The organism is Sphingobium sp. EM0848, assembly GCF_013375555.1.
GTDB lineage: Bacteria > Pseudomonadota > Alphaproteobacteria > Sphingomonadales > Sphingomonadaceae > Sphingobium.
Genome location: NZ_JABXWB010000001.1, coordinates 1,583,282 through 1,600,665 on the forward strand (window position 1 = coordinate 1,583,282; position 17,384 = coordinate 1,600,665).

15 protein-coding genes and 1 tRNA gene are annotated in these 17,384 nt (G+C 63.8%); 11 read left to right on the plus strand and 5 right to left on the minus strand.

The annotated features are described in order from the left end of the window. Positions 1-15: 15 nt before the first annotated feature. The 3 genes from HUK73_RS07475 to folE all read right to left on the minus strand — a co-directional run bounded on the left by HUK73_RS07475 (position 16) and on the right by folE (position 2,327). Positions 16-792, minus strand: a complete 777-nt coding sequence (locus HUK73_RS07475; RefSeq protein WP_176591340.1) for an enoyl-CoA hydratase-related protein — start codon at positions 790-792, stop codon at positions 16-18. 90 nt (positions 793-882) lie between these two features. Then, the gene (locus tag HUK73_RS07480) at positions 883-1,722 is read right to left on the minus strand and encodes an SDR family oxidoreductase (RefSeq protein ID WP_176591341.1); all 840 of its coding nucleotides are present in this window, start codon (positions 1,720-1,722) and stop codon (positions 883-885) included. Further along, complete coding sequence (gene folE / locus HUK73_RS07485) at positions 1,719-2,327, minus strand: GTP cyclohydrolase I FolE (protein WP_176591342.1); 609 nt, start codon at positions 2,325-2,327, stop codon at positions 1,719-1,721. The genes HUK73_RS07480 and folE overlap by 4 nt, the downstream gene beginning before the upstream one ends. Positions 2,328-2,481: 154 nt before the next feature. Between folE and HUK73_RS07490 the strand changes: the two genes are divergently transcribed. Next, on the plus strand, positions 2,482-3,072 hold the full coding sequence (locus HUK73_RS07490; RefSeq protein WP_176591343.1) for a nucleotidyltransferase family protein: 591 nt from the start codon (positions 2,482-2,484) through the stop codon (positions 3,070-3,072). Here the strand turns inward: HUK73_RS07490 and HUK73_RS07495 are convergent. Further along, positions 3,069-4,739 (minus strand): MFS transporter, encoded by a 1,671-nt coding sequence (locus HUK73_RS07495; RefSeq protein WP_176591344.1) that lies wholly within the window; start codon positions 4,737-4,739, stop codon positions 3,069-3,071. The two genes, HUK73_RS07490 and HUK73_RS07495, sit on opposite strands and share 4 nt — an antisense overlap. 194 nt (positions 4,740-4,933) lie before the next feature. Between HUK73_RS07495 and HUK73_RS07500 the strand changes: the two genes are divergently transcribed. The 6 genes from HUK73_RS07500 (at position 4,934) to HUK73_RS07525 (ending at position 11,886) form a co-directional block, all read left to right on the plus strand. Beyond that, positions 4,934-6,142: an acetyl-CoA C-acetyltransferase gene (locus HUK73_RS07500; RefSeq protein WP_176591345.1), complete on the plus strand. Its 1,209-nt coding sequence runs from the start codon at positions 4,934-4,936 to the stop codon at positions 6,140-6,142. Positions 6,143-6,249: 107 nt separating this feature from the next. Continuing rightward, on the plus strand, positions 6,250-8,427 hold the full coding sequence (locus tag HUK73_RS07505) for a 3-hydroxyacyl-CoA dehydrogenase NAD-binding domain-containing protein (RefSeq protein WP_176591346.1): 2,178 nt from the start codon (positions 6,250-6,252) through the stop codon (positions 8,425-8,427). Between the two features lie 68 nt (positions 8,428-8,495). Next, a complete protein-coding gene (galE, locus tag HUK73_RS07510) occupies positions 8,496-9,500 on the plus strand; it encodes a UDP-glucose 4-epimerase GalE (RefSeq protein ID WP_176591347.1) in 1,005 nt (334 codons plus the stop codon). Then, entirely contained in the window at positions 9,497-9,970 is a 474-nt protein-coding gene (locus HUK73_RS07515; RefSeq protein ID WP_176591348.1) for a YbaK/EbsC family protein, read from the plus strand. The genes galE and HUK73_RS07515 overlap by 4 nt, the downstream gene beginning before the upstream one ends. Positions 9,971-9,975: 5 nt before the next feature. Beyond that, positions 9,976-10,665 (plus strand): 6-phosphogluconolactonase, encoded by a 690-nt coding sequence (pgl, locus tag HUK73_RS07520; protein ID WP_176591349.1) that lies wholly within the window; start codon positions 9,976-9,978, stop codon positions 10,663-10,665. A 75-nt stretch (positions 10,666-10,740) separates the two neighbouring features. Continuing rightward, positions 10,741-11,886, plus strand: a complete 1,146-nt coding sequence (locus tag HUK73_RS07525) for an aminotransferase class I/II-fold pyridoxal phosphate-dependent enzyme (protein WP_176591350.1) — start codon at positions 10,741-10,743, stop codon at positions 11,884-11,886. A 188-nt stretch (positions 11,887-12,074) separates the two neighbouring features. Here HUK73_RS07525 and HUK73_RS07530 read toward each other — a convergent pair. After that, positions 12,075-12,159, minus strand: a tRNA-Leu gene (locus tag HUK73_RS07530). A gap of 274 nt (positions 12,160-12,433) precedes the next feature. On the opposite strand from HUK73_RS07530, the gene zwf reads away from it, so the two are divergent. The 4 genes from zwf to eda all read left to right on the plus strand — a co-directional run bounded on the left by zwf (position 12,434) and on the right by eda (position 17,361). Continuing rightward, positions 12,434-13,897: a glucose-6-phosphate dehydrogenase gene (gene zwf / locus HUK73_RS07535; protein WP_176591351.1), complete on the plus strand. Its 1,464-nt coding sequence runs from the start codon at positions 12,434-12,436 to the stop codon at positions 13,895-13,897. After that, positions 13,890-15,716 (plus strand): phosphogluconate dehydratase, encoded by a 1,827-nt coding sequence (edd, locus tag HUK73_RS07540; RefSeq protein ID WP_176591352.1) that lies wholly within the window; start codon positions 13,890-13,892, stop codon positions 15,714-15,716. The genes zwf and edd overlap by 8 nt, the downstream gene beginning before the upstream one ends. Positions 15,717-15,778: 62 nt before the next feature. Then, complete coding sequence (gene glk / locus HUK73_RS07545) at positions 15,779-16,753, plus strand: glucokinase (protein ID WP_176591353.1); 975 nt, start codon at positions 15,779-15,781, stop codon at positions 16,751-16,753. Next, positions 16,744-17,361 carry a bifunctional 4-hydroxy-2-oxoglutarate aldolase/2-dehydro-3-deoxy-phosphogluconate aldolase gene (gene eda / locus HUK73_RS07550; RefSeq protein ID WP_176591354.1) on the plus strand — a complete coding sequence of 206 codons (618 nt, stop codon included), beginning with the start codon at positions 16,744-16,746 and terminating at the stop codon, positions 17,359-17,361. The genes glk and eda overlap by 10 nt, the downstream gene beginning before the upstream one ends. Positions 17,362-17,384: the final 23 nt, after the last annotated feature.

Sequence of the window (17,384 nt, forward strand, 5' to 3'; positions counted from 1 at the left end):
GCAGATTGAAAGAGATCAGCGCCCCTTCCAGACCCCGGGACGCTTGGCGACGAAGGCTTCCATGCCTTCCTTCTTGTCCTCGGTCGCGGTCAGGATCTGGAACAGGCGACGCTCGGTCAATATGCCCTGAGCCAGCCCGGTTTCGAAAGCCAGATTGACCATTTCCTTGTTCACCATCGCGGCCATGGGCGGCATCCCGGCAATCGCCGCAGCGGTCTTGAACGCGTCGTCCAGCAACTCAGCCGCCGGAACGATCCGGGCGACCAGTCCGGCGCTTTCGGCTTCCTCTGCCCCCATCATCCGGCCGGTCAGGCACATTTCCATCGCCTTCGCCTTGCCGACCGCGCGGGTCAGACGCTGCGACCCGCCCATGCCCGGCGCCACGCCCAGCTTGATTTCCGGCTGACCGAATTTCGCCGTATCGGCGGCCAGAATGAAGTCCGCCATCATCGCCAGTTCGCACCCGCCGCCCAGCGCGAAACCGGCGACCGCCGCGATCCACGGCTTGCGGGTGGCGACGACATCGCTCTGCCAACCGGCGAAGAAATCCTGAAGGAAGAAATCCGCCGCGTCCTTCTCCACCATTTCCTTGATGTCGGCGCCGGCGGCAAAGGCCTTTTCACTGCCGGTCAGGACCAGGCAGCGCTGCGACGGATCGGCATCATAGGCCGCGAAGGCCGCGCCCAGATCCTTGAGCACCTGGCTGTTCAGCGCATTCAGCGCCTGCGGACGGTTGAGCGTGACCAGCGTGACCGCATCGCGCTGCTCGACCAGAATCGTTTCGTAAGCCATTGCCATCTCCGTTCATTCGACCAGTTGCGGACTGCTCTATGCAGCGCAACGGTGCTTGACCAGCCCCGACAAACCGCAAGTTCGCAGCCTCTATCGGCACAGATGCATGAAATCCCGATCATAGCTGCGCAGATGCGCGCCGCCGTCAATATAAAGGGTCTGCCCCGTGATCGCACCGGCCCCGGCCAGATAAAGAACCGCTTCGGCAATCTGGTCCGCCTGCGGCAACCGCTCCAGCGGCATCAGCTTCGCCAGCCGCTCCATCTGCCCAACATCATAATCGGGCGTGGCGATGGTCAGGCCCGGCGCCACGGCATTGACCCGAATCTGCGGCGCCAGCGTCGAGGCGGACAGCTTCGTCAGACCCGCCAATGCCATTTTCGAGAGCGTATAGGCCAGCTGATCGCCATGCGGATGATCGATCCGCTGGTCCAATATATTGACGATGCATCGGTCGCCTGTCCCGGCCGGGACGGTCGCGAACGCCTTGGTCAACAAAGTAGGCGCTGCGCAATTGACCGCATAATGCCGCATCAAGTCATCGGCATTCACATTGTCGATGCGATCCTGTCCGAAGATCGCCGCGCTGTTGACGAGAACATCGGGCGGGCGGCCGAAACGCTCGGCAACGAGCGCGACCAGTTCCTCCGCCCCTTCGGGATCGGCGAAATCGACGGTGAAGCCGTCCCATTCGGTCCCATGCTCCTCCAACGCCAGCGCCAGATGGGAATCGAGACGCGTGTCGTGGCTACCATGGATCGCCAGCGAATAGCCCGCCCGCGCGAAGGCAGCCGATATGATGCCGCCCAGCCGCCGGTGTCCGCCGGTGACGAGCGCCAGGCGTTTCTGCGCCAAGGGCAGTGCGCCAGCTTCCGCCCGTTTCTTCGCACCGCCCAAGGGCCGGTAGCTGGGCGTTTCCTCTTCGCTCACGCGCCGATCAGCTTCAGCACTTCTTCACGGCTCTTCTCATCGTCGCGGAAAACACCGAGCATGCGGCTGGTCTTCATGACGACATTGGGCGTGCGAACACCGCGTCCGGTCATGCAGCCATGGGTCGCTTCCACCACCACGGCCACGCCCTGCGGCTTCAGATTTTCCCATATGCAGTTGGCGACTTCCGAAGTCAGCCGTTCCTGCACCTGAAGGCGGTGGGCAAAAGCGTGAAGCACGCGCGCCAGCTTTGAAATGCCCACGACATATTGGCCGGGCAGATAAGCGATGTGCGCGACGCCGACGATCGGCGCCATATGATGTTCGCAATGCGACTGAAACGGAATGTCCTTCAGCAGCACGATGTCGTCATAGCCGCCTACTTCATGGAAAATGCGCGAGAGATGATAGGCCGGGTCGTCATCATAGCCACGGCAATATTCCTTCCACGCCCGCGCCACGCGTTCAGGCGTTTCCAGCAACCCCTCACGCTCGGGCGTATCGCCCGACCAGCGGATCAATGTCCGAATCGCTTCCGAAACATCCTTGGGGACCGGAATCTTGACCGACTCGCCCACGGCTTCGGCATCGGGATCATATTCCATGGACGGCACCACTCCTCCTGTTGCTTCAGGGGCATATGGCGACTGATTCGCAGGAACGCCAGCCCCTTCACCGTGCTGGACAGAAGATCGCCCCAGTGGCACATGCTGGTCAAACCGGATAAGCCGGGTCGCGACAATCAACCAAAATGGAACCATGCGGACCGAACAGATCGCCGCCGTCCTGCTTGCGGCAGGCACATCCTCCCGCTTTGGCGAGGAAGACAAGCTGATGGCCGAATGGCGCGGCAAGCCGGTGGCCGTTCATGCCCTGGAAACCATCGCCTCCATGATCTTCGCCGAGCTGGTGGCGGTGGTGCGGCCTATCGACCAGGCGCCCGTCCTTCACCGCAGACTGGAACGGCGCGGCTATACGATCCTGGTCAATGATCGACCGGAGGAAGGCATTTCCGGCAGCATTGTAAGGGCGGTCGAACATGTGATGCCGCTTCGCAAATGCCGGGGGATACTGATCTGCCTGGCCGACATGCCCGACGTACCGCAGACCCATTATAACCGCGTCTGCCTGGCGGCCGAGGACATCCGCTCAGTGGTCGCCAGTACGGACGGCTTTTCCTCCTCTCCCCCAGCTTTCATCGGCCGCAAACATTTCCCCGAATTGCTGGGACTGCGCGGCGATCAGGGGGCACGGGCACTGCTCAGCCATGGCATGCAGATCGAGACGATGGGCGCCTGCCTGCGCGACATCGACACGCCGGAGGACCTGCTGGCGCGGAGCGGCGACTAACTCGAACGGGTCGGGTCGGTCATCGGATCGCCCATCTCCCGCGGATCGGCGGAACGGGCCAGCGGCAGGGAGCCGGTCTGCCGTTCCAGCATGCGGTGGACGACCGGCGGATTGGGACCTTTGTGCAGGACGTGAATCGCTTCGCTATTCGCCATGTCCGCTACAGTCCGACGGCTGTTGTGGCGCACATAGTCGAGCCAGGTCGAGACATGATAGCGCTCCATCCACAATTCCGGATCGCCCAGATCGCGCAGCAGCGACCAGCCATGCGCGCCATCGCGGCGGCGAATGCGGCGGCGTTCGCTCATCGCCGCCAGGAACGGGACGACCGATCCGGCCGGAATGCGATATTCGATGGTGACGACCACTGGACCGCTGCGCGGTTCGATCGGCACCGCCGTCTCCGGCTCTCGCCAGAGATTCTGGAGGTCGAGATTTTCCTCCCCCGCCTGCGGCAAAGGGCAGAGATAACCGATCAGGGCTGAAACCAACTGGACAGCGACGGCGGCAAAGAGCGCGACGACAACGCCATGATCCTCCGCCAATGTGCCGAACAGCCAGGCGCCGCCCGCCATGCCGCCAAAGGCGACCATCTGATAGAGCGCGACCGCGCGCGCCACGACCCAGCGCGGAGCGGACATCTGGACCGAGACATTGAAGCTGGACAGCGCGATCACCCACCCCGCCCCTGCCAGCAACAGGCCGATCAAGGCCAGCACCAGCCAGGGGCTGGCCGCCATCAACGCCGTCCCGGCAGCCAGCGCCAGAGCGGCACAGCGCACGATGGTTTCGACTGAAAAGCGCTGACGCAACTTGCCCGTGGACAGGGCGCCCAGCACCGCACCGATGCCAAAGGCAGCGCTGAGTGCGCCGAATGTCAGCGCGCTGCCGCCCAATATGTCGCGCGCCACCAGCGGCATCATCGCCGACACGGCACTGGCCCCGATGCCGAACGCTGCGGCACGAAGCAGGACGCGCTGAATCTTGGGCGACATCGCGACATAGCGGACCCCTGCCCGCATCGCGACGCCCATCCGTTCGCGCGGGAGGAGTTGGGGCGGACGCTCGGGACGCCAGCGGGCCAGCACGAAAACGAGGCCGATATAGCTGATAGCGTTGATCAGGAAGGCGCTCGCCGCGCCCGCCACGGCAACGATGACGCCGCCCAGCGCCGGGCCGGTGCTGCGCGCCATGTTGAAGCCCATGGAATTGAGCGAGACGGCGTTGGGCAAGGCCGCGCGCGGCACCATGTCCCCGACCGAGGCCTGCCAGGCAGGACCGTTGATCGCCGTCGCGCAACCGACCAGGAAGGTGAAGCCGAGCAGGGCCCAGGGCGACACCCATCCCATCCAGGCGAACAGCGCCAGCAGGGCGGAAACGGTCAGCATGAACAACTGGCTGCAGAGCATCACCAGCCGCCGGTCGCGATTATCCGCCAGCGCCCCCGCCCAAAGCGACAGCAGCATGATCGGCAGGGTCGTCGCAGCCGGCACCAGCGCGATCATCTGCGGCGATGCCGACAGCGAAGTCATCATCCACTGGGCGCCGACCGACTGGATCAGCCCGCCGAAATTGGAGGCAAGGCTGGCCCACCAGATCGCGCGAAAGATCGGAATCGAAAAAGGCGATGGAGCCTGAGGGGGTTCTGAGTCTGCCACGCAATCCATGAAGCGGAATTGAGCGGGACGGTCAAATCAACGAATCGCGAAATGAACTGAAAGCATGAATGAAATCGCGGAACGATCATAATCTTCGGGATGACGTTACGGTCGGCGCGGCTTGACGATAGGACTTGCACTTTACGTAAACGTAAATACATTCACGCGCATATCCGACGCCCTGCGGAGAGGAATGGAAAGCCATGGAAGCCTTTATTTACGATGCCGTCAGAACGCCCCGCGGCCGGGGCAAGGCCGATGGGTCGCTTCACGAAATCACGCCGATCCAGTTGGCGACGCAGGTTCTGGAAGCCGTGCGCGACCGGACGCAGATCGACACCGCCGATGTCGACGATGTGATCCTGGGCTGCGTCAGCCCCGTGGGCGAACAGGGCGCCGACATCGCCCGCGTCGCGGTGCTGAACGCCGACTATGCCCAGACCGTGCCGGGCGTTCAGATCAACCGTTTCTGCGCATCCGGGCTGGAAGCGGTGAACATGGCCGCCGCGAAAGTCTATTCGGGCGAGGCCGGCCTCGCCATCGGCGGGGGCGTCGAGTCGATGAGCCGCGTGCCGATGGCTTCGGACGGCGGCGCCTGGGCCATGGACCCGGCGGTCGCCTACAAGAGCTATTTCGCGCCGCAGGGCATCGGCGCCGACGTGATCGCCACCAAGTTCGGGATCAGCCGCGACGATGTCGACGCCTATGCCGTCGAGAGCCAGCGCCGCGCCAAGGCTGCGTGGGACGAGAGGCGTTTCGCCAAGTCCATCGTCCCGGTGAAGGATGTGATCGGTCAGGTCGTGCTCGACCATGACGAGCATATGCGACCCGATGCAACGATGCAGTCGCTGGCTTCGCTGAAGCCCAGCTTCGCCGCGCTGGGCGAAGAAATGCCGGGCTTCGATACCGTCGCCCTGCTCCGCTATCCGGAACTGGAGCGGGTGAACCATGTCCATCATGCCGGCAACAGCTCCGGCATTGTCGACGGCGCCGCCGCAGTGCTGGTCGGCAGCAAGGAGATGGGCGAGAAATATGGGCTGAAACCCCGCGCCCGGATCAAGGCCATGGCCTCTATCGGATCGGAACCGCTGATCATGCTGACCGGGCCGGAATTCGTCGCAGGCAAGCTGCTCAGCCGCGCGGGCATGAGCAAGTCCGACATCGACCTTTGGGAACTGAACGAAGCCTTTGCCAGCGTCGTGCTGCGCTACATGCAGGCGATGGACCTCGATCACAGCCGGATCAACGTCAATGGCGGCGCGATCGCCATGGGTCATCCGCTGGGCGCTACGGGCGCGATGGTGCTGGGCACGGCGCTGGACGAGCTGGAGCGCACCGGCAAGGGCACCGCGCTCATCAACCTGTGCGTCGGCGCGGGCATGGGCACCGGCATCATCATCGAGCGTATCTGAACCCCTCCCCCGTTCGGGCTGAGCCTGTCGAAGCCTTGTCCTTCTTTGAAGAAAGAAAAACCCTTCGACAGGCTCAGGGTGAACGGAGAGTAAAAAGGCAGCATCTCATGCAGACCATCAATTTCGACATCGACGCCGAAGGCATCGCCACGCTGACCATCGACGTTCCCGGCCAGTCGATGAACGTCATCGGCCCGGACTTTCTGGCCGATCTGGGGGCCGCGATCACGCGCATCGCTTCCGAGGAGGCCATCAAGGGTGCAGTCATCGCATCCGGCAAGGACAGCGGCTTCATGGCAGGCATGGACCTCAAATATTTCGGGTCGATGCTGGCCAGCGGTCCGGGTGGGCGCCCTGCTCCGGCCGCGATCTTCGATCAGGTGTTCGAGCTGAACCAGCTGTTCCGCAAGCTGGAAACCTGCGGCAAGCCGGTCGCCTGCGCCATAGAGGGCACCTGTGTCGGCGGCGGTTTCGAACTGGCGCTGGCCTGCCATCGCCGCTTCGTGGGCGACAGCCCGAAGACGCAGCTGGGCCTGCCGGAAATCCTGATCGGCCTGTTCCCCGGCGGCGGCGGGTCGCAGCGCCTGCCGCGCCTGATGGGCGTGCAGGCGGCGCTGATGTACATGTTGCAGGGCAAGCTGTTCCGCCCGGCCGAGGCCGCGATGCTGAAGGTCGTCGATCAGGTCGTTCCGCAGGGCACGGCTCTCAACGCCGCCCGCTTATGGGTGAAGGCCAATCCCGGTGCCAATGCCCAGCCCTGGGACGTCAAGGGTTACAAGGTGCCGGGCGGTGCGGGCGGCTTCAACCCCGCCTTCGTCCAGACCATGGCGGGCGCGCTGCCGATGACGCTGAAGCAGACGCAGCGGAACATGCACGCGCCGATCGCCCTGCTGTCCGCCGTCTATGAAGGCATCACCTTGCCGATGGATCGCGCCATCCGGATCGAGAGCAAATATTTCGCCAAGGTCGCCGCCGACCCCCAGGCGAGCAACATGATCCGCAGCCTGTTCGTCAACAAGCAAGCGGCCGAGCGCGGCGCACGCCGCCCCAAGGACCAGCCCAAGGCGCCGACGAAGAAGCTGGCCATGCTCGGCGCGGGTATGATGGGGGCCGGCATCGCCACCGTGGCCGCGCAGGCGGGCATGGAAGTGGTGCTGTTCGACCGCGATCAGGCCTATGCCGAGAAGGGCAAGGCGCATGTCGAGGAGGTGCTGAAGAAGCGGCTTGGGCGCGGCATGACACCGGAGAAGATGGCGGAAACGCTGGCCCGCGTGACGCCAACGACCGACTATGCGGCGCTGGCCGGAGCGGACTTCGTGATCGAAGCGGTGTTCGAGGATGTCGCGATCAAGGCGGAAGTCACGAAAAAGGTCGAGGAAGTGCTGGGCGCGGACACGATCTTCGGGTCCAATACCTCTACCCTGCCAATCACCAGGCTGGCCAAGGCATGGAGCAAGCCGGAGAATTTCATCGGCGTCCACTTCTTCTCCCCGGTCGAGAAGATGCCGCTTGTCGAGATCATCCTGGGCAAGGAAACCGGGCCTGCGGCGATCGCCAAGGCGCTCGATTTCGTCGCCCAGATCAAGAAGACGCCGATCGTCGTCCATGACTCGCGCGGCTTCTACACGTCCCGCAGCTTCGGCACCTATGTGCAGGAAGGCGTGGAGATGGTGGCCGAGGGCATCAACCCGGCGCTCATCGAAAATGCCGGGCGGCAGCTGGGCATGCCGGTGGGACCGCTGGCCGTCGGCGATGAAGTGTCCATCGAGCTTGGCCACAAGATCGTCATGGCCGCGCAGAAGGAACTGGGCGACGCCTATGTCGCGCAGCCGTCCGATGCGGTGATGGCGAAGATGGTCGAACTGGGTCGCCTCGGCCGCAAGAGCGCCAAGGGCTGGTATGACTATCCCGAGGGTGGGAAGAAGCATCTGTGGACCGGCCTTGAAGAGATGTTCCCGCGTGCTGCCGTGCAGCCGGATGTCGAGGAGGTGAAGGAGCGGCTGCTCTATCGCCAGCTGGTGGAATGCGCCCGCTGCTTCGAGGAAGGCGTGCTGGAAACGCCGGAGGATGGCGATATCGGCGCGATCTTCGGCTGGGGCTTTGCGCCCTATACCGGCGGGCCGTTCAGCCATATGGACACGGTTGGCATCGGTCTTGTCGTGGCGGTGCTGGAACGGCTGGCCGAGAAGCATGGCGATCGTTTCGCGCCCACCGTGCAGTTGCAGGACATGGCGGCCAGCGGCGCAACCTTCTATCACCCCGCTTCATCTCGCGCGGCGGCGTGATTGGGGTGTAAATCGTAACGCTGGTGGTTTAGGTCTTCCCGGGACATCTCCGGGGAGACCTTCTTTTTATGAGCGAAAAGCCGACGGTTCTGGTGACTGGCGGGGCCGGTTATATTGGCAGCCATGCCGTTCTGGCGCTGCGCGACGCGGGCTATGGCGTCGTGGTGATCGACAATCTGGTGACCGGCTTTCGCTGGGCGGTGCCCGACGATGTGGCTTTCGTCGAGGGCGATATCTCGGACCAGCCGCTGGTGCAGAAGACGCTGCGCGATCATGGCGTGAAGGCGGTGATGCACTTTGCCGGGTCGGTGGTCGTGCCGGAATCGGTCGAAAACCCGCTGAAATATTATCACAACAACAGCGCCAAGACCCGCGACCTGATCGAGAGCGTGGTGACGGTCGGCGTGCCGCATTTCATCTTTTCATCCACCGCCGCGACCTATGGCATTCCGGAGGAAAGCCCGGTCAAGGAAACGACGCCGCAGCGGCCGATCAACCCCTACGGCATGTCGAAGCTGATGACCGAGTATATGCTGCGTGATGTGAGTGCGGCGCATGCGATGAACTTCTGCGCGTTGCGCTATTTCAACGTGGCGGGCGCCGATCCGGCCGGGCGGACGGGGCAGTCGACGGCGGGCGCGACACACCTGATCAAGGTCGCGGTGGAAGCTGCTCTGGGCAAGCGGAGCCATGTTTCGGTGTTCGGCACCGATTTCGACACACCAGATGGCACCGGGGTGCGCGACTATATTCATGTCACTGATCTGGCGGCCGCGCATGTGCTGGCGCTGGAGGCGCTGATGACCAGGCCGGAACAGAATTATCTGCTCAATTGCGGTTATGGGCGCGGCTTTTCCGTGCTGGAGGTACTGGATGCCGTCGACCGGGTGACGAACCTGAAGATCGACCGGCGAATGGAAGGTCGGCGGGCGGGCGACCCCGACGCGCTGATCTCCGATAACCGGGCGATCATGGGTGAGTTTCCGTGGAAGCCGCAATATGCCGATCTCGACCAGATCGTGACCCACGCCCTGGCCTGGGAACGCAAGCTGACCGAGATTCAGGGACAATGAGCGCGGAGTCGGTTCGCGCCTTTTTCTCCGCCCACGCGCCGGAGGTCACCATCATCGACCAGGGGGTGAGCACCGCCACGGTCCATGAAGCGGCCGAAGCGCTGGGCGTGATTCCGGCGCGGATCGCCAAGACCCTGTCCCTGCGGGTCGGGGATACCGTCGCGCTGGTGGTGGCGCGGGGCGATGCGCGGCTGCACAATGGCAAGGCGAAGGCGGCGCTGGGCGCCAAACCAAGGATGCTCGGGCTTGAGGAGGTCGAGGAACTGACGGGGCACGTCGTCGGAGGCGTCTGCCCCTTCGGGCTGGCCGCCCCCCTGCCCGTCTATTGCGACATATCCTTGCAGGCGTTCGAGACGGTCTTTCCCGCTGCGGGGTCGCGGACCACATCAGTGGAACTGACCCCCGCGCGGCTGGCGGAACTGACCGAAGCGCAGTGGATCGATATTTGCACCCTTCCTGAAGGGAGTTGAACCCGATGCCGACCGAACATCTTTTCATCGACGGCGCTCTGGCGGCGGCGGACATGGCGCGGCGGATCACCCTGATTCTGGGGGAAGCCATCGCGGCGCGTGGCGTGGCGACGATCGCGCTTTCGGGCGGACGGTCGCCACGGCCGGTGCTGGAAGCCCTGTCGGCCACGGCGCTCGATTGGGACAAGGTGATCGTGACGCTGGTCGATGAACGCTGGGTGGCGCCCGATCATGCCGACAGCAATGAACGGCTGGTCCGCGAAACGCTGCTTCAGGGGCAGGCCGCGGCGGCGCGGTTCGTGCCGATGAAGAATGGGGCAGCGGACGCCCATGCCGGTCAGGCTGCATGCGAGGCGGCCTTGGCTGCCCTGCCCTGGCCGCTCGACATCGTGCTGTTGGGCATGGGGGAGGATGGACATACGGCCTCGCTCTTCCCGGCGGCGAAGGAGTTGGCCGAGGGGCTTTCGACCGAAGCTTTGACACTAGCCGTGACGCCGCCGGCCGCACCGCACCAGCGCATGACGCTGAGCGCCAAGGCGATCCTCAAAAGCCGACATATATTCCTGCAGATCGGCGGAGCAGCGAAGAAGGCGATTTATCACAAAGCCTTGGCGGGCGAAGCAATGGAAGAACTGCCGATCCGGGTCGCCCTTTGCCAGCATGCAGTGTCGGTGGAGGTCTGGATTTCCGAATAAAGGCTGGAGCCTGTCCCACATGCTTTTCCAACGCGGCGATTGTGACAAGGATGCCGCGCAGGTAAGAGGCGGCCCATGATAGCCCAGATAGACCCCTTCCACGCCATCGCCATCAGCCGGGAAGCGCACCAGCTTGAGGCCGAGGGGCGTTCGATCCTGCACATGGAGTTCGGCCAGCCTTCGACCGGGGCGCCCTCCGCCGCCATTGCGCAAGCGCATGCCGTGCTGGACCACGACCCCATGGGCTATTGGGAAAGCACAGCGCTGAAGGAACGGATCGCGCTGCATTATCGCGAACACTATGGCGTGACGGTGGAAGCGGAGCAGATTCTGCTGACCTGCGGGGCTTCGCCGGGGCTGGTGCTGGCGCTGACCAGCCTGTTCGCGCCGGGAGCAAGGGTCGCGACGGCGCGGCCCGGCTATGTCGCCTATCGGAACACGCTGAAGGCGCTGTATCTGGAACCGCTAGAGGTCGATTGCGGTCCGGCGGAACGCTATCAGATCAGCGCGGCGGCGCTGGAGGCGCTGGAACCCGCACCAGATGGAGCCATCATCGCCAGCCCGGCCAATCCCACCGGAACCATCATCCCTGCGGAGGAAATGGCGCGAATCGCTGACGTCTGCCGGGCGCGCGGCATCAGGATCGTGTCGGACGAAATCTATCATGGGCTGAGCTATGGCGATCCGGCGCGGTCGATGCTGGAATTCGCGCCGGACGCGGTGATCGTGAACAGCTTTTCCAAATATTTTTCCATGGCCGGATGGCGGCTGGGTTGGGTGGTCTTTCCGCCCGAGTTGATCGACACGGCGCGGGCGCGAATGGGCAATCTGTTCCTGACGCCGCCTTCCCTGGCGCAACATGCGGGTCTGAAGGCCTTCGATTGCGTCGATGAGTTGGAGGGGCATGTCGCGACCTATCGGCGGAACCGGGAATTGCTGCTCGCCGCCCTGCCAGCACTGGGCCTGAAGGAGATCGCGCCGCCGGACGGCGCCTTCTACATCTATGCGGATGTGGGTCATCTGACCCACGACAGCCTGTCCTTCTGTCAGAAGCTGCTGCGCGAAACCGGGGTGGCGACGGCGCCGGGGATCGATTTCGATCCGGTGGACGGACATCGGCATATCCGCTTCAGCTTTGCCGTGTCGACCGACCGGGTGGAGGATGCGATCGGGCGGATGATTCCCTGGTTCAAGGCGCAGGCCGTAACGGCGACGAATTGATCCATTTTGGATGGAACTGAAAATTATTCTGGCATCGCAACGATTTATGGTTAATCGCGGCGATGCGACCCGAAGCTTTTACGTTGTGAAGGCTTTCCCTAGCCCGGCAGCCATGGTTGCCGGGCTTTTTTTGCGCGCGCAACGACCTGCGCGGTCAACGCCAATACATCCGACAGTGATTGAGAGGATGGTGCGGGCGGTCGGAATCGAACCGACACTCCTTTCGGAACCGGATTTTGAGTCCGGCGCGTCTACCAGTTTCACCACGCCCGCGTCATGGTTGAGCGCAAATGGCAAAATCAAAGACCCGCGTCCAGCCAAAAATCCATGCCTTGCTCTTCTCGCAGTTGCGAGATGAACGCTGCGGCGATAGCCTGCTTGCGTAACGAGTGCCGCAGGGTATAAGGGCAGCTTCGTGCAGACCTGAAAATATCGGACAACCGGCCCAATCATATTGGACCGGCCTATCCGGTTCTTTGTCAACGCGATTTCCGGCCAACGGGTATCCGCCCGCCTGGAAATCGCTCAAGCGGAAAAGGGACAACCTTTGACCGAGCCGTCTGCTACCTTCCTGTTGTTTGGCGCCACGGGCGACCTAGCGCACAGGATGATCTTCCCCTCGCTCTACAATCTGCTGGCCGATGGGTTGTTGCCCGACGATTTCATGATCGTCGCGTCGGGCCGCTCCGATTTCACGGACGAGCAGTTCCGCAGCGATATCGACAAGGCGCTCAGGAAATTCCTGGCCGCCGACCGCTATGAGACGGAGATGGCCGGCAGGCTCTGCGGCATGATCGTCTATCAGCCGGTCGAAGCAGGCAATGCCGATCAGTTCCAGGCGCTGGCAAAGCGACTGGACGGCCGGCTGGACAAGGGTGTGTCCGTCTATCTGTCGACGCCTCCTTCCCTCTTCGCGCCGACCGCTCAGGGGCTGGCCGAAGCTGGCATCATCACGCCCCGGACGCGAATCGCGATGGAAAAGCCCATCGGCAAGGATCTGGCATCGTCCAGAGAGGTCAATGACGGCATCGGCGCTCTGTTCGCCGAGGACCAGATTTTCCGTGTCGACCATTATCTGGGCAAGGAAACGGTCCAGAACCTGCTCGCCCTGCGGTTCGGCAATGTGATGTTCGAGCCGCTGTGGAACGCCACCGCCATCGACCATGTGCAGATCACCGTGGGCGAGACGGTGGGGCTGGAGGGCCGCGTCTCCTATTATGACGGCGTCGGCGCGCTGCGCGACATGGTGCAGAATCACGTCCTCCAGATTCTGTCGATCATCGCGATGGAGCCTCCCGCGCGCATGGACCCGACAGCGGTGCGCGACGAGAAGGTCAAGGCGCTGCGTTCGCTGCGGCCGATGACCGCCGAAACCGTCAAGACCCATAGCGTGCGCGGCCAATATACGCCGGGCGCGGTGCAGGGGCAGATCGTCACCGGCTATGCCGACGAACTGGGCAAGCCTTCCGAAACCGAGACGTTCGTGGCGCTGAAGGCGTTTATCGACAATTGGCGATGGCAGGGCGTGCCCTTCTATCTGCGCACCGGCAAGCGCATGCCTGCGCGGCAATCGGAAATCATCATCCAGTTCAAGCCCGTGCGCCATTCGATTTTCGGCCGCAACGGCCATGGCTCAGGGCTGGAGCCCAATACGATGATCATCCGGTTGCAGCCGGAGGAATATATCCGCCTGCTCATCATGACCAAAAGGCCGGGGCTGGAGCGCGAGGTTCGTCTGGAGGAAGTGACGCTGGACGTGTCGCTGACCGCCGCCTTTGCCGGGCAGCGCCGCCGCATTGCCTATGAGCGGCTGATACTGGACCTGCTGGCCGGGGACGCCACGCTGTTCGTGCGCCGTGATGAGGTCGAGGCGCAATGGACTTGGATCGATTCGATCATCGACGGGTGGAAGGACGCAGGCGTGAAGCCTTCGCCCTATTCTTCGGGGAACTGGGGACCGTCTTCAGCGATTGCCCTAATCGAACGTGACGGAGCAAGCTGGAATGACTGATCTTCATCCGGTGATCGCCAGGGTCACCGAACGCATTACGAAGCGGAGCGCCGCTTCGCGCCTCAAATATCTGAGCCTGATCGAGCGCGGGCGGGATGCGGGGACCAACCGCGCCCAGCTTTCGTGCGGGAACCTTGCCCATGGCTTTGCCGCGAGCGGCGAAGACAAGGCTGTCATCCGCACCGGAGCGGCGATGAATTTCGGCATCGTCACCGCCTATAATGACATGCTTTCGGCGCATCAGCCCTATGGCCGCTACCCGGAACAGATCAAGATCGCAGCGCGGGAGGTCGGCTGCACCGCGCAGGTCGCGGGCGGCGTTCCGGCCATGTGCGACGGCGTGACGCAGGGGCAGGCGGGCATGGACCTGTCGCTCTTCTCCCGCGACACCATTGCGTTGGGGACGGCGGTTGCCCTCTCCCATGCGATGTTCGAAGGCGCGCTGATGCTGGGCATCTGCGACAAGATCGTGCCGGGCCTGCTGATCGGCGCGCTGCGGTTTGGGCATCTGCCGACCATCTTCATTCCCGCCGGGCCGATGCCCTCAGGCCTCGCCAACAAGGAGAAGGTGCGCATCCGCCAGCTCTATGCCGAGGGCAAGGTGGGCAAGGAGGAATTGCTGGAATCCGAAAGCGCCAGCTATCATGGCGCGGGAACCTGCACCTTCTATGGCACGGCCAATTCGAACCAGATGATGATGGAGATGATGGGGCTGCACATGCCCGCCGCCTCCTTCGTGCATCCGGGCACCAAATTGCGGCAGGAACTGACGCGGGCGGCGGTGCATCAATTGTCGCGCATCGGCTGGGACAGCGAGGATTATCGTCCCCTTGGCCATTGCGTGAATGAGAAGGCGATCGTCAACGCGATCATCGGCCTGATGGCGACCGGCGGGTCGACCAACCATGCGATCCATCTGCCCGCCATGGCGCGGGCGGCGGGCATCCATATCGACTGGACCGATTTTGCGGAGATTTCAGATGTCGTCCCGTTGCTGGCGCGGGTCTATCCCAATGGATCGGGCGATGTGAATAATTTCCATGCGGCGGGCGGCATCAGCTATGTGATCCGCGAACTGCTGGGCAACGGCCTGCTGCATGGCGACATTCCGACCGTCGCGCGCCAAGGCCTGACCGATTATGGCAAGGAGCCGGTGCTGGAGAATGACGCGCTGGTCTGGAAGGACGTGCCGGAATCGCGGGATGAAGCGATCCTGCGGCCGGTATCCAACCCCTTCAGCGCGGATGGGGGCATGAAGCTGCTGTCGGGCAATCTCGGCCGCTGCGTCATGAAGGTGAGCGCGGTCGACAAGGAGCGCTGGACCATCGAGGCCCCGGCAGCGGTCTTCCACGATCAGGACGATGTGCTGCGTGCCTTCAAGGCGAGCGAACTGGAGCGCGATGTCGTGGTCGTCGTGCGCTTTCAGGGGCCAAAAGCCAACGGCATGCCGGAGTTGCATAAGCTGACCCCGGCGCTGGGCGTTTTGCAGGATCGCGGCTTCCGCGTGGCGCTGCTCACCGATGGACGCATGTCGGGCGCTTCGGGCAAGGTGCCTGCGGCGATCCATCTGTCGCCCGAGGCCCTGGGCGGTGGCCCCATCGGCAAGCTGCGCGATGGCGATCTGGTGCGCGTCTGCGCGGAGACGGGTGAGGTCACGGCGCTGGTCGATGCGGCGACATGGGATGCGCGGGACATCCCGGCGGCGCCCCCTGCCCCCTATGATACCGGCCGCGAATTGTTCGCGCTGTTCCGGCACCATAGTGATCTGGCCGAGGCCGGCGCTTCGCCCATCCTCGCGGCGATGGAAACCGAAGTTTAAGATCATCCGTTGGTTCGGGCGGAATCGTGGCAACCTCATGAAAGGGCTGCCGGAGAGAAAATATGACTGAAATCATCGCAGCCGATATCGGTGGAACCAATGCCCGCTTCGCGCGCGCCAGACTGGACGCGCGGGGGGTGCCGACGCTGGGCAAGGTGCGCAAATATAAGGTGGCCGATTATCCCAGCCTTCAGAGCTGCTGGGCGGCCTTTGCGCAGGATGAAGGCGGCGATCTGCCGACTTCGGCGTCCATCGCCTTCGCTACCGCCATCGGGCGCGAGGTGATCAAACTGACCAACAGCAGCTGGACGGTCCGTCCCGATACACTGGATGAGGAACTGGGCCTGAAGCACCTTCGTCTGGTCAATGATTTCGAGGCGGTGGCCCATGCCGTCGCCCGGTTGCCGCAGGAAAATCTGCCTTTGCTGCTCGGGGAGGACAGGCCTTTCCCGCGTGACGGCGGGGTGACGATCCTTGGTCCCGGCACGGGTCTTGGCGTGGCGATGATCGCCTTCGACGATGGCGAGCCGCACGTCATCGCGACCGAGGGCGGGCATCTGGACTTCGCGCCGCTCGACCCGCTGGAGGAGAAGATCCTCGCCTATCTGCGCGACAAATTCCTGCGCGTATCGACCGAGCGGATCGTGTCAGGCCCCGGCCTCAACAATATCTACAAGGCGATGGCAACCATCGGCCATGAACGGGTCATATTGATGGAGGATGCCGAACTGTGGCAGGCCGCCATCGACGGCACGGACGAATTTGCACGCGCGGCGTTCGAACGCTTCTGCATGTCCTATGGCTCGGTCGCGGGCGATCTGGCGCTGGCGCAGGGGCCGCACTCGGTGGTGCTGGCTGGCGGCCTGACCCAGCGGATGCGCGAATGGCTGCCGCACAGCGGATTCCATCAGCGCTTCACCGCCAAGGGGCGGTTCGAAAGCCTGATGAAGTCCGTACCGATCCGCCTGGCCCTGCATGATGAAATCGGGCTGTACGGCGCCACCGCAGCCTTTCGGGAGAAGAAAACATGTTCTTGAGCGTTGAACAGGTGATGGAACTGGCTCCTGTGATCCCGGTGCTGGTGGTCGATCGGGTCGAGGACGCGCTGCCAATTGCCCAAGCACTCGTGAAGGGCGGCCTCCCCGCGCTGGAAGTGACGCTGCGCACGCCTGCGGCACTGGACGTGATCCGCGAAATGGCAAAGGTCGAGGGCGCCGTGGTCGGCGCCGGCACGGTCCTCCATCCGGCGCAACTGGACGCGGCAATGGAGGCAGGCGCGCGCTTCATCGTCAGCCCCGGCCTGACCGAACCACTGGGTAAGGCTGCGATCGCGGCGAACATCCCTTTCCTGCCCGGCACGGCCACGGCGGGCGACATCATGCGCGGCATGGACATGGGGCTGTCGCACTTCAAATTCTTCCCGGCGGAGACGTCCGGCGGCTTGCCCGCGCTCAAGGCTCTGGCGGCGCCGCTGCACAGGGCGCGTTTCTGCCCGACCGGCGGGATCACGGCGGAAAACGCACCCAAATGGCTGGCCGAACCCTTCGTCAAATGCGTGGGCGGTAGCTGGGTCGTGCCCAAGGGGCCGGTCGACCCGGCGAAGATCGAAGCCCTGGCACGGGAAGCCGCGGCGCTGCCCCGCTAAGCTTGCCTAGCAGCGCGGCTCAC